Origin of the sequence: Echinicola jeungdonensis, from assembly GCF_030409905.1 — a bacterium.
In the GTDB taxonomy this organism is placed as follows: Bacteria; Bacteroidota; Bacteroidia; order Cytophagales; family Cyclobacteriaceae; genus Echinicola; species Echinicola jeungdonensis.
Map to the genome: position 1 here is coordinate 599,231 of NZ_JAUFQT010000001.1, position 13,342 is coordinate 612,572.

The 13,342-nt window shown below is 41.2% G+C and carries 11 protein-coding genes; 8 read left to right on the plus strand and 3 right to left on the minus strand.

Going from position 1 to position 13,342, the window contains the following annotated elements:
- The first annotated feature begins 37 nt into the window (after positions 1-37).
- The 8 genes from QWY93_RS02475 (at position 38) to QWY93_RS02510 (ending at position 10,633) form a co-directional block, all read left to right on the plus strand.
- Entirely contained in the window at positions 38-364 is a 327-nt protein-coding gene (locus QWY93_RS02475; protein WP_290246608.1) for a HesB/IscA family protein, read from the plus strand.
- Between the two features lie 220 nt (positions 365-584).
- Positions 585-3,671 carry a SusC/RagA family TonB-linked outer membrane protein gene (locus tag QWY93_RS02480; RefSeq protein ID WP_290246609.1) on the plus strand — a complete coding sequence of 1,029 codons (3,087 nt, stop codon included), beginning with the start codon at positions 585-587 and terminating at the stop codon, positions 3,669-3,671.
- 5 nt (positions 3,672-3,676) lie between these two features.
- Positions 3,677-5,050 (plus strand): RagB/SusD family nutrient uptake outer membrane protein, encoded by a 1,374-nt coding sequence (locus QWY93_RS02485; RefSeq protein ID WP_290246610.1) that lies wholly within the window; start codon positions 3,677-3,679, stop codon positions 5,048-5,050.
- A 295-nt stretch (positions 5,051-5,345) separates the two neighbouring features.
- A complete protein-coding gene (gcvT, locus tag QWY93_RS02490) occupies positions 5,346-6,440 on the plus strand; it encodes a glycine cleavage system aminomethyltransferase GcvT (protein ID WP_290246611.1) in 1,095 nt (364 codons plus the stop codon).
- Positions 6,441-6,529: 89 nt separating this feature from the next.
- Entirely contained in the window at positions 6,530-7,258 is a 729-nt protein-coding gene (locus QWY93_RS02495) for a 2-phosphosulfolactate phosphatase (RefSeq protein WP_290246612.1), read from the plus strand.
- A 388-nt stretch (positions 7,259-7,646) separates the two neighbouring features.
- Positions 7,647-8,771, plus strand: coding sequence for an aminotransferase class I/II-fold pyridoxal phosphate-dependent enzyme (locus QWY93_RS02500; protein WP_290246613.1), 1,125 nt, complete (start codon positions 7,647-7,649; stop codon positions 8,769-8,771).
- A 1-nt stretch (position 8,772) separates the two neighbouring features.
- Positions 8,773-9,372, plus strand: a complete 600-nt coding sequence (gene bioD, locus QWY93_RS02505; protein ID WP_290246615.1) for a dethiobiotin synthase — start codon at positions 8,773-8,775, stop codon at positions 9,370-9,372.
- A 112-nt stretch (positions 9,373-9,484) separates the two neighbouring features.
- Positions 9,485-10,633: a beta-ketoacyl-[acyl-carrier-protein] synthase family protein gene (locus QWY93_RS02510; RefSeq protein WP_290246616.1), complete on the plus strand. Its 1,149-nt coding sequence runs from the start codon at positions 9,485-9,487 to the stop codon at positions 10,631-10,633.
- Positions 10,634-10,747: 114 nt separating this feature from the next.
- Here the strand turns inward: QWY93_RS02510 and QWY93_RS02515 are convergent, their stop codons facing one another.
- From QWY93_RS02515 to dtd, 3 genes are all read right to left on the minus strand, one after another.
- Complete coding sequence (locus QWY93_RS02515) at positions 10,748-11,074, minus strand: nucleotide pyrophosphohydrolase (RefSeq protein ID WP_290246617.1); 327 nt, start codon at positions 11,072-11,074, stop codon at positions 10,748-10,750.
- An 87-nt stretch (positions 11,075-11,161) separates the two neighbouring features.
- Positions 11,162-12,676, minus strand: coding sequence for an ATP-binding cassette domain-containing protein (locus QWY93_RS02520; RefSeq protein WP_290246618.1), 1,515 nt, complete (start codon positions 12,674-12,676; stop codon positions 11,162-11,164).
- Between the two features lie 188 nt (positions 12,677-12,864).
- The gene (dtd, locus tag QWY93_RS02525; RefSeq protein WP_290246619.1) at positions 12,865-13,317 is read right to left on the minus strand and encodes a D-aminoacyl-tRNA deacylase; all 453 of its coding nucleotides are present in this window, start codon (positions 13,315-13,317) and stop codon (positions 12,865-12,867) included.
- Positions 13,318-13,342 lie beyond the last annotated feature (25 nt).

Sequence of the window (13,342 nt, forward strand, 5' to 3'; positions counted from 1 at the left end):
TTACTTAAAATCAATTTGCATTAAAAAGCACAACAATATGATCATCGTTTCAGATAAAGCTAAAGCACGTATTAATGAATTAAGAGAGCAGGAAAGCCGAAGCGAAGAGGAAAACATCCGGGTTTCGGTAAAAGGTGGAGGATGCTCAGGTCTGATGTATGACCTGGGTTTTGATGCCAACATTGCTGAAAATGATCAGGTTTTTGAAGACAAAGGCATTAAAATCATTGTGGACAAAAAAAGCCTCCTATACCTGGCTGGTACTACCTTGGAATTTACAGATGGATTAAATGGAAAAGGTTTCCAATTTGTCAACCCCAATGCTTCCAGAACCTGCGGATGCGGTGAAAGTTTCTCGATTTAAAAATTTCTTAATTATTTTTTCGAGCACGGCAGACCTAAGCCGTGCTTTTTTTATGCCTTCCTCCCGATATACTCCAAACTGCTATCAAAATATCAAAAATTTTTTTATTGCATTTTCTTCAAAATCAAGACATTATTTTTTATTTTGATAAAACTATTGGAATAATCTAATAAAAGACCATTAGTCCTTTTCAATTTTTAACACCCAACTCTAATAACCCATGAAACAATGTTTAATAATGGCCATTGTTTTAATATTGTTTTCCAGTATTAGGACATTAGCTCAAAACAGATCAATCACCGGAACGGTTCTCTCCGCTGAGAATAATAGTGCCTTGCCCGGTGTGAATATCCGGATCAAAGGCACCACTAAGGGAACCTTTACCGATATTGATGGAAAATATCGCATTCAAGCCTCTGAGGATATGGTCCTGATATTTTCCTTTGTGGGTTTCCATCCCGTGGAAGTCCCTGTAGCCAACCAAAGCATTATTGATGTGGTTATGGAAACCGATGCCCGGATTTTAAGTGAAATTCTGGTGGTAGGTTATGGTAACATCAACAGGAGGGACCTAACAGGTTCTGTAGCACAAATTAGTGAACAGACCATTCAGGATATACCTGCCATTGGGATTGACCAAGCCATGCAAGGAAGGATGGCAGGAGTCCAGATTAATCAAAACTCTGGGATTCCGGGTGCAGCAATTTCAGTTAGGGTCAGGGGCTCTTCCTCCATTTCTGCCAGCAACCGGCCTTTATTTGTCATTGATGGAATCCCCATGCTTACGGGCAGTCCTTCCCAGTTTGATTATGGTGGTCAGTCCATAGACGCAATTACAGACCTTTCCCCTTCAGACATTGCCTCCATTGAGGTTTTAAAGGATGCCTCTGCATCTTCCATTTATGGATCACGGGCAGCCAATGGAGTGATTTTGATCACCACCAAAAGAGGGGCCGACCAGAAAACCCAATTTAACCTTAATGTATATGGCGGATTCCAGGAATTATGGCGTAAACCTGAATTCCTGAATAGAGACCAATATTTGTTGCTATTCAAAGATGCTTTTGCTGAAGATTTCTTTGGGGAGCCTGCTGAAGAAATTTCCGACAATGAAATTCTTAACTTTTATTATGGGGGGCTTCCCTATCCTGAAAATACCGATACAGACTGGGTGGACGAAGTTACCCGAAAAGGCCCCATTCAAAACTATGAATTAAGCGCCAGGGGTGGAAATGATAAAACCCAGTTTTACATTTCAGGAAATTATTTTGATCAAAAGGGGGTACTCATCAATAGTCGGTTCCAAAGGATTTCAAGCCGATTTAACCTAGACCACTATATTAATGACAAGTTTTCCATTTCCCTAAACTCCGGTATTACCCGATCCACACAAAACCGAGTTTCCTCTGACAACACCCTATACAGCCCATTTTCCAATGCATTGGCTGCTTCCCCCCTATGGCCGGTTTATGAATCAGATGGTTCATACACCAGACCACAATTCTTCTATACCAACCCTGTAGCTGAAGGGACCGAAAATGATGATGAAAATCAATCCATAAGGGTATTTGCAAACGTACTGGGTTCATATGAAATACTTGATGGACTAAGCATTAATGTCAGGGGCGGAGGGGACATGCTTTACTTCCATGAAAGGAGCTATATCCCCGACAGTTACCCAGGAAGTTTATCTACTCCCCAAGGAGGCTCAGGAACCTTTGCAACCTCTAATGTCAACAAATGGATGGTCGAAGGATTTCTGGATTACAAAAAGGTCCTCAACAACCTCCATATCCTTAATGTAGTTATAGGACATAACCGGGAAGAAAACCTCAGCTCTTCCTCCAGTGTCACCGGGATCCAGTTTCCGGGTGAGCGATTCCGCTATATTGGGGCTGCCGCCACCGTCAACCAGGGTTCAAATGGGGCTGGAGGCAGTGGCCTGGAATCCTATTTCGGTAGGACCAACTATTCTTATGAAGACAAATATTTATTCAGCGCTTCATTCCGGGCTGATGCATCTTCCCGTTTTGGGCCCAATAACCAATGGGGATTTTTCCCATCGGTTTCCGGAGGCTGGAAGATCAACGAGGAGGAGTTTATGGATGACCAAGAGTTCATTTCTGATCTAAAAATCAGGGCAAGTGTGGGTAAGGCAGGCAACCAGTCCATTGGAGGCTTTGCCTGGAAAAACCTGGTTGGAGCAGGTAATTACCTGGAAACATCCACCATTGTTCCGGTACAGTTGGGCAACCCGGATCTAAAATGGGAAAGCACCACGCAGACAGATGTGGGGATTGATGCCGGATTTCTGGATGGTAGAATCTATTTGATAGCCGATTATTATTACAAAAAAACAACTGACCTTTTGTTTGCCAGGCCCATTGCAACGCAAAATGGTTTTGGGGCTTATCAGTCCAATATTGGGAGCATAGAAAATAAAGGTTTTGAACTGACCATTTCTTCTATAAACATCAATAATTCAGCAATAGACCTTCAATGGAGATCCAATTTTAATATCACTTTCAACAAAAATAAGGTTCTAGAACTTTACAACAATGAGGATATATTCTATGGTTTCAATGGGAACTCCCTTGTATTAAGAGAGGGCGAACCTATTGGTTCTTATTATGGATTAATTGCAGATGGGGTGTTTATGACCCAGTCTGATGTTCCGGAATCCCGTCGGATACAAGGTATCCAAGCAGGGGACATGAATTACAGGGATATCAACGGGGATGGCGTTATTACAGATGATGACTTTACAATCATTGGCAATGCACAGCCCAAGTTTTATGGAGGATTAACCAATGAAGTGGAATTTAAAGGTTTTGACCTTCAACTTTTCCTGCAGTATTCTGTCGGAAATGATCAGTGGTTTGCCTCCGGGGCATTCCAGGAGGGAATGTTTGCTAACTTTTTTGATGATAATAACCGAACAACTGTCCTGGATCGTTGGCGATCGGAGGATGACCCAGGAAATGGGGAGATCCCTAGAGCAGCTTATGATGTTTCTGTCAACCGGAACAACCAACCCAATACCACCCGTTTTGTGGAAGATGGGTCCTATCTAAGAATTAAAAACCTGGTCATCGGCTATAAATTGCCCAAAGATCTTTTGGACCGGTTAAAAATGAGAAAGATCAGGATTTTCGCACAGGCGCAGAATTTATTCACCTTTACCGAATACACCGGTTTTGACCCTGAAATAAATTTTGCTGGTACTTCTAATGCAACACTGGCTACGGACTTTTACACTTTCCCCCAGCCCAGAACTTATACTTTCGGTATTAACGTAGGATTTTAATAGATATGGACAAGGCAATTAAGATCAACCAAATAATATATGCGGCTTGTTTCCTGTTTTTTGGGAGCACCGCCTGTGATACTTTGGACCAGGAACCGGTAAACACTATCGAAACCGAAGGAGCCATCACCTCTTTTAGTGATGCCCAGCTCGTCCTCAAAGGCATGTATGATGAGCTTCAAAGCGGTAATTATTATGGCCTAAGGTACCTGTATTATCAGGATGTATATGCAGACAACCTTTTACATTCTGGTACATTCACCACGGACCAGGAAATCAGTTCCCGTAGGATTAACCCATCCAACTTGCAAATTTCCAGTACTTGGGCAACTTTATACAAAATTATCGGGACTGCCAACTTCATGTTAGAAGTTTTACCTGACATTCAGAATTTAAGTTCAAGTCAGGCTGCTGCTATTGAGGGAGAAGCAAGGTTTGTAAGAGCATTAGTTTATTTTGACCTGCTAAAAATCTTTGGAGGCGTACCCATTGTTACAGATTTTGTTACCACCACCTCCGAAGTTTCACTTGCGGGGAGGGCTTCCGAAACCGAGGTTTATAATTTTATCATTGAGGATTTGGAATTTGCTGAAAACAATTTGGGTAATACGCCCAATGCGCCATTCCGAGCCAATAATTGGGCAGCCACTGCACTTTTGGCAAGGGTGCATTTGCAGGTTGGCAATTACGCTCTTGCCATTCAAAAAGCCACAGAGGTGATCAATGCGGGCTATATCTTGCTACCCAATTATGGGGATATTTCCAGAATCAAGGGCAATAATGAAATGATTTTCGAACTGAATTTCACCAACAATGTTGGGGATCAAAATGGTTTAGCCATTTCATCAGACCCTTCCACAAGTGGACAAAAATTTTATGTCCGCCCCGCCTTTTACAATGCTTTTGTTGCTTCTGCCAACCAAGGGGATGAAAGATTTTCCACCTCTGTTTTGGAGCAAGGCAATAATTTAAGAGTAATCAAATATTTTAGGGTAAGTACAAGTGACGACAATGTTCCTATTTTAAGGTTAGCAGAAATGTACTTGATCCGTGCCGAGGCAAATGCCCGTCGAATCGGATCTGGCTTTACCACTGGAGCCATTATTGATGATATTAATATCATCCGGCAAAGGGCCGATTTAGACCCATTATTATTAACAGATATTCCTACAATTGCCGGAGCATTGGAGGAAATATTGGAACAAAGAAGGTTTGAGTTTGCCTTTGAGGGGCACCGCTACTCAGACCTCAGAAGATACGGCCTGGCCGATGACTTGTTTCCTCCTGGTGAAAGTTTCCGGGAACTCTGGCCCATTCCATTGCAGGAGCTGGAACTCAACGAAAATCTTGTCCAAAACAATGGGTATTCCAGTGAATAAAACCCGTAAAAAGGCCTCATTTTAATTGAAAATGAGGCCTTTTTTTATCCAATTCCTTAAGGTATTTTTCCCTAAACATCAACTATCCTTTGACTTTCAGAGCCTTAGAGGCCTTTCATTTTATTCCCCACTTATTTTTTTCAAATTGCCAAGAAGATCAGATGAAAGAAAAATCATTTGCATTGAAACCCTGCTGCTTCCTGGTGTTAAATAAACCAACCGCATTTGGGAACAAGATTCGTAATGTTATCCCTCATTTATTACCTTTGCCGAAACAGTAACCAAATCTTTTTTCATGGAAAATACTATCAAGAAAGTTGCATTAAATGACACCCATGAGGAATTGGGGGCAAAAATGGTCCCATTTGCCGGATATAACATGCCTGTCCGTTACTCTTCCGACAGGGAAGAACACAATACTGTCCGAAAGGACTTGGGGATATTTGATGTATCCCATATGGGAGAATTTTTAGTCAAGGGTCCTCAAGCCCTTATTTTGATCCAAAAGATAACTTCCAATGATGCATCAAAGTTGGCAATCGGCCAAGCACAATATTCCTGTTTACCTAATGAAACCGGAGGCATCGTTGATGATTTGTTGGTCTATAAAATCCATGAAGAAAAATACCTGCTGGTTGTTAATGCTTCCAACATTGAAAAAGATTGGAATTGGATCCAACAGCATAACCAAGTAGGGGCTGAATTGGAGGATATTTCTGACCAAACTTCCCTCTTTGCCGTCCAAGGTCCCAAAGCCACTAAGGCCCTGCAAACTCTAACTCCAGTAAATCTGGATGAAATTAAATTTTACCATTTTGAAATAGGTGAATTTGCCGGAGTACCTGATGTCATCATTTCGGCAACTGGTTATACAGGTGCGGGTGGATTTGAGATTTATGTTCCCAATGATCATGCGCAAAAAGTATGGGATGCCATATTTGATGCAGGGAAAGATTTGGGGATTAAGCCCATCGGTTTGGGGGCAAGGGACACACTTCGCTTGGAAATGGGGTATTGCCTATATGGAAATGATATTGACGAAACAACCTCACCAATTGAAGCAGGATTGGGCTGGATCACCAAATTCAACAAAAAATTCATCAACCGGGACCAATTAGCCAAACAAAAAGAAGAAGGTGTTTCGCGAAAGCTGGTAGGTTTTGTTTTGCAGGAAAAAGGAATCCCCAGAGCACACTATCCCATTGTTAACCTACATGGAGAACAAATCGGTGAAGTTACTTCCGGAACCCTCTCCCCCAGCATGGGAATAGGCATAGGTTTAGGGTATGTGGATTCCAAATACGCAAAGCCTGGCACATCCATTGCAATAACTGTCCGGAAAAAAAACCTGGAAGCCAAAGTGAAAAAGTTACCTTTATTGGATATTTAAAACCAACTTTTAATAAGCATTACATTACAATTAACCCGGTTAGCCCAGGCGGATTATTAAATCCTAATGGTTGGTCGAATAACAATAAAATGAAAAAAATAGAAATTTGCTTAAGTCCTGAACTGATTCACCTTCATGATTTAAAAGGGAAAATTGTAGTCGTGGTGGATATTTTCAGGGCTACTTCAACCATGGTTACAGGCCTTGCCAATGCAGTTCAATCCATTACTCCCGTAGCTGGCCTTGAAACTTGTCGGGCCATGAAAAAGGAAGGGTACATCATTGCCGGAGAAAGAAATGGCCAGACCGCCGAAGGATTTGAGCTGGGCAACTCTCCCTTGAGTTACCTGAAAAAAGCTTATGAAGGGAAAAAAATAGCAGTGACAACCACCAATGGCACCTTAGCCATTGAATTATCCAAAAAAGATGCAGATGAAGTAATTCTTGGTGCCTTTTTGAATTTGCAAGCCACTGCTGATTATTTAGTTCAAAAAAATAAGGATGTGGTCATCCACTGTGCTGGCTGGAAGGGCATGTTTAACTTGGAAGATTCCTTGTACGCAGGTGCCCTGGTAAAAAGGCTTGCTGGGCATTTTACTTTTGATTGTGATGGAGCCATAGCCATGAAATCCCTTTTTGAGCAGCACCAAAACAACCTTCAAGGCTTTTTAAACCAGGCTTCTCATGCCAAGAGATTGCAAAATCACAATATCGAAGCGGATATTGACTTTTGCCTGACTATGGATAAATATGATTTGGTGGGAAAACTTCAGGGAGAAGCCTTGATCAAGGTAAATCCTCAAAAGGAAACTACTTAGATTTGATTAGGCAAATTACTTAAGTTAGGGACTTTTTATACCAAGTTTCAGATGGATCCTACATGGAATACCCCCTTGATAAGTATGGGGGTTTATGAACAATGATCACGGAACTTTTACCTCAATTTTTTTTAAGGTTAATTTGGAACACCTAGCGAGAGGTAATTTGCTAAAAACCAAAGAGGAGGTAATTCAAATGATAAATACCGAAATCGGAATTTATCATTTCCCTTTTTTAATTGCCTTAGTTCTTTCCTCCCGGCACTTTGGTCTTTATTAGCGGAGCTTAGGAACTGGGAAGTTCCCTGCTGGGAACTCCACACCAAAAAAGCTTAGCAGATTCAAAGCCCCTTTGCAATCCCACTGATCTGGTTTACCTTTGTGGTTCATGGAGAATATTCACCAATTTATTCAACAAAAATTGACCCAAGCGGAGGCTGCTAACCAATTAAGAAGCCTCAAACCAAATGATAAGCACAAGGTGGATTTTTTCTCCAATGATTACCTGGGTTTTTCCCAAAAAGGATTACTCCAAAAGCAAATCACCTCAACAAAAGTTTCTTCCGACTGGATGGGGGCAACGGGCTCCCGCTTAATCAGTGGAAATCATTTGGAAATTATCCAATTGGAAAAGCTGGTAGCCCAATCCATGGAAAGTCCTGCTGCCCTTTTATACAATACCGGATATTTGGGCAATTTGGGTTTACTTTCGGCCATTGGGGATAAGGATAGCCTGTTTATATATGATGCACAGGTTCATGCCAGCATCAAAGAAGGCATGAGGTTGAGTTTTGGACAAAAGGTGTCTTTTAAACATAATGACACTGAAGACCTGAAAAAAAAACTGCAACTACATTCGAATAATCCAAAAAAGATTTATGTGTTGACCGAGGGGCTTTTTTCCATGGATGGGGATTTTCCTGATTTAGCCAAAACCCTCAGCCTTTGTGAGCAATATAATGCGGGATTGATCATTGATGAAGCGCATTCATTGGGAACCCTTGGTGAAGACCAAAAGGGATTGGCCCACCAATTTCGGAATCACCCGCATTTATTGGCAAGGGTCATCACCTTTGGGAAAGCTGCGGGAAGTCATGGTGCCATGGTATTGGGAAGTGAAGAATTGATACAATTTCTGGTCAATTTTAGCAGGGCTTTTATTTATACCACTGCTCCTTCTTTTGAGCAAGTGATGACCCTCAATGCTTCTTGGAAGTTGCTGGAGCAAAAAACCAATTTTCAAAACCTGGAAAAGATAATCCAAAAGTACCTGGAGTTGGTGCCTTCTAAAGCCAATTCCTTTTCCAAAAATAAAAGCCCCATTCAAGCTTGGTTTTGTTCAGACATTGGCCTGCTCAAACAAAAAGCTGCCAGGTTAAATGAAGCTGGTTTCAATGTGTACCCTATTCTTTCCCCCACAGTTAAAAAAGGAACTGAACGGATACGGATTGTATTACATGCATTTAATACCCCGGAAGAAATTTCACAACTAATTGAAATTCTGAATCATTAAAATGAAGGATAAAATATTTGTCACAGGCATAGGAACTGGAATTGGCAAGACGGTCGTTTCTGCTTCCATTTGCAAGACTTTTGGTCATGCTTATTGGAAACCAGTGCAATGCGGGGATTTGGATGAGTCAGACTCTCATTTTGTGGCCAAGCATGTTCCTCATGCCCGGGTCCATTTGGAGGCCTATCGACTTGAAACCCCACAAAGTCCTCATTGGGCAGCGGAAATTGAGAATACTCAAATTGACCTGAACCACAATCACCTCCCTTCTGAAGCAGGCAAACTTTGTGTGGAGGGAGCAGGTGGATTGATGGTTCCCTTGAATGATCAGGAGACCTATTTAGATTTTCTCCTAAAAACTGACCTACATCCTGTCGTGGTGATCCGCCATTATTTGGGCAGCATCAATCACAGCATGCTGACCTTAAAAGTATTAGAAAATGCAGGATTCAAAGATTTCACTATTATTTGGAATGGATATCCGGTACCAAGTTCTGAAAGTGCTATTCTACAAAGGTTTTGTCCCTCACAGGTCTACCGATTGGAAGAATGGGAAAACCAAAATGAAGAAATACCAAAATTGATGGCAGAAAATCAATAAAATTCCATCCCAGGAAAAGTAATTCGGCAAGGTTTCTTTAAATCATAAAACCTTTCCCCGGGAATTGATATAATAATTCAGGAATTGATTAAAAAAAGCTTAGGGAAATTCAATGGAAAATAATTTCATCACCATAAAGAAAGGCATTGGCATCAATCCATTGGGATTATTTCCCTCGGAGGAAAACCAAAGATATGCTTCACCTTGCCACCAATTATCTATCAATGCCAAAGGAGATTGGGCAGGAAACATTGAACCCGAATTATGGAAAAGGGTGGATCAATACATTCAAGGGGAAGGCCACAAGGCGGAACGGTTTCCATCGGAAGCCAGATTGCTATCTTATTTGATCCAAAAAATGGACCTCAAGGCTCACCCCCATCAAATGATCAATGCAGCTACATCCAGGGGAAGCATTGATTACCTTGTCCAAACCCAACGGAAACACTCCAAATTACCTGTATGGACTTCACCTCATTCCACCTTGGGTTTTGCGAGTAGTTGGCCGGGATTACTTCATAGCTCCAAATCCCCATTGTTTTTTCAGTCTTCCACTTGCAGCAGTTTTGGACTTACACTTCAAAATGCTTTTGCCTGGCTTAATAGTGGAATGGCTGAAGATTTTATCGCAGCAGCGGTAGAATGTCCCACCGGGCCGTTAACTATCGACCAGATGAAATCCATTAGGATTTATGCCCCATTTGGAAATGAAATTGATTATCCAAGCCGTTCCATGGATTTTAATAAAGCTCAAAATACCATGGTTTTGGGGGAAGGGGCTTATGCTTTTCAGTTAAGTAAGGATAAGGGAGAAGGATTGGCCTTACTTAAAGGGGTTGGGTCTTCAATAGAAAAAATTCATCATTCAACAGAGTTATCCCCCAATGGAAATTGCATTGTTGGGGCTGCTCAAAAAGCAATGGATATGGCGGAGATCAGTCATGTCGATATGATCATTGGGCACTTCCCTGGAACCAAACTTGGGGACCTTGCAGAGAAAACTGCTTATGAAAGGGTTTTTGGGGATAAGGTGCCCTATACCATTTCCAATAAATGGAAAGTTGGCCATTCTTTGGGATCCAGCTTAGCTGCCAATTTGGATCAGGCCATTTCTATTCTTCAAGGTCAATACCTTCCTGAAATGCCTAATTATGTCCCAATTCCAAAAAATGTGCCTGACAAAATCGAGAATATTTTGATCACTGCCCTGGGATTTGGTGGACAGGCCATTAGTGCGGTAGTAGGCAATATGGAGGGGTGAATATTATATGGGGATTGCACTCCTTATTATTCTTAGGTCCTGATTGTAAATCAGGACCAGCTTAACGGCTATAAAACACCGTAATTTCGAAAGACTTAAATTCCGCACAACACGCTATTTCAACTTTTCATTACCCTTATGCCGGTCTTTATCCCGGATATTTTTCTTTTCAAAATTCCTTTCCAATGCCTGAGTCAAATCAATCCCGGTTTGATTAGCCAAACAGATCAAAACCCAAAGTACATCTGCCATTTCATCCCCAAGATCCTTGTTTTTATCACTTTCCTTAAAAGACTGTTCCCCATATTTCCTGGCAATGATCCTGGCTAACTCCCCCACTTCCTCCGTTAAAATGGCCATATTGGTCAGCTCATTAAAGTACCTTACACCAACGGTATTAATCCATTCATCCACTTTTTTCTGCGCTTCTTCTATTGTCATTTTATTTAAATTAGATTATAAATGCTTTAACCTAACAGGAACGATTTTACAAAGTCAACATTCTAACTTTTAAAACCTCCCAAATTTCTAAACCTTTTTAACGACTTTTCCTTCTTCAAGTACCAATTCCCGGTCAACTACCTGGGGAATGTCGGCTTCATAATGGCTAACATAAATCAAGGAAACATCAGGGTGACGACCAATATGGTCGATGGTCTGGCGGAAAAGCACCCTTTGCTCATCATCCATCCCCTGGGCTGCTTCATCCAATATCAGCAAAGCTGGTGATTTTATCATGGCCCGAGCCAACAAGCAAAATCTTTGGTTTTCCAATGAAACCTGGTTTAATCGCAGCTTTGCCACCTGTTCTATTCGGAATAATTTTAACCAGTCAAGGGCAAGTTGTTCCTGATCAGGGCTTGTTTTTTTGTATAGCCCAATGCTATCAAACAAACCAGACAAGACCACTTGCAGGCAATTTTGGTTTTTGGGAAAATACCGGACCAGTTCTGGTGAAACAAAACCTATGGGCCTTTTGATATCCCAAATAGTTTCTCCAGATCCGCGTTTCCGGTCAAATAATTTGATGTCATTGGCATAGGCTTGAGGATTTTCTCCATTGATCAAGCTCAACAAGGTAGACTTTCCAGCTCCATTATGGCCCCGCAATACCCAGCATTCTCCCTGCTTGATTTCCCAATTTACCTTATCGAGAATAACATTTCCATTATATTGAATATGGATTTGATTCATTTTGACTAATTCTTGATACATCTCAATCGGTTTTTTTTCAATGAAGGCATCCAATTTTTGATGGTCAAATTGGGATAAAGCGGCATGATGGACCAAGTCAGAGGGATGAAAAGCGGTTTTTTCCACAGCCTCCAAAATTTTACCATTTTCAATAATGGCCACATGGGTTATGGCATCCGGAATTTCTTCTGGGGAGGTTGTCATTATCACTTGAATGCCTGATGCCACAATAGCATCCAATACTTCATTGAAGTGCCTCCTGGTTTCCACATCCAAGCCAGTTAAAGGTTGGTCCATAAGAAATAATCTGGGGTTTTCCAGCAAAGCTCCGGCAATAGCCAACCTCCGGGATTCACCATTAGACAACTTGATCAGGGATTTGTCCCTCAGTTCATTTAGTTCAAGCAAATCCATTACTTTTGCTACATCCCAATAACCTGGCAGAGGAGCCTCCACTTGGCCCAAATGTTCCACTACAGTGGCTGCCTCTTCAGATTCGTAAGAATTGAACCTTTGCTGGTAATAAAAATTCTGGATGTTGGATTTATTTTTGAAGGTATATTTCTGGGAGACCACAGCAATCAAATCCCTAAAACTATTTATTTGCCCTTTAGCGGTCATTTCTTTTTGATAATCCTGTGCAAAAGGTCTGACTATCCTTCCCTCCACCAAATTGGTATGTCCTAATAGTGTATCCAAAAAGGCGGTTTTTTCTGATCCAGAGGCACTCAGGATGGCCCAATGTTCCCCTTGACGCATGGTATAATCCAGTCCCTGGAAAATGATCCGGTCCAAAAACTTTACTTTGGCTTTTTCTATTACAAAAACGGTCTCCTTATTTTTGTTCATGTCTTGTGATTAATAATACCCCCAACTAAAATACCCTACTAGGTTAAGCAATGGATCGATTGTGCTTTTGAGTAATTTTTCACATGATCCTTTTGGAATCATGAAAAATTCGGCCGTTGTATAATTAGAAGATGAATGAAAGAATTTGAATTCATCCTGGCAGTTGAAAAGTTGGTTTTTCGGATATTCTAAACTTTATTTTTAGTATCAATGGTTATGGTTACCGGTCCATCGTTGACCAAAGCAACTTTCATATCAGCTCCAAATTCTCCCGTTTGGATGTTTTTCCCCAATTGATTTTCCATTGCCTTAATAAATTCCTCATATAATGGGATCGCTACATCCGGTTTGGCAGCTTTGATGTATGAGGGGCGGTTTCCTTTTTTAGTACTGGCATGAAGGGTAAATTGACTGATCAGCAGCACTTCACCATCCACATCGATTAAGCTTTTGTTCATTACTCCTTTTTCATCCCCAAAAATCCGGAGATTGACAATTTTTTTGCTCAACCAATCAATATCTGTATCATCATCAGCTTCTTCTATTCCCAACAAGACCATCATTCCCTTGCCGATTTGCCCCTGAATGGTCCCATTAATTTTTACCGAAGATTCAGAAACACGCTGAATAACTGCTATCATTGTACTTATATTCCTTTTTTTAAAG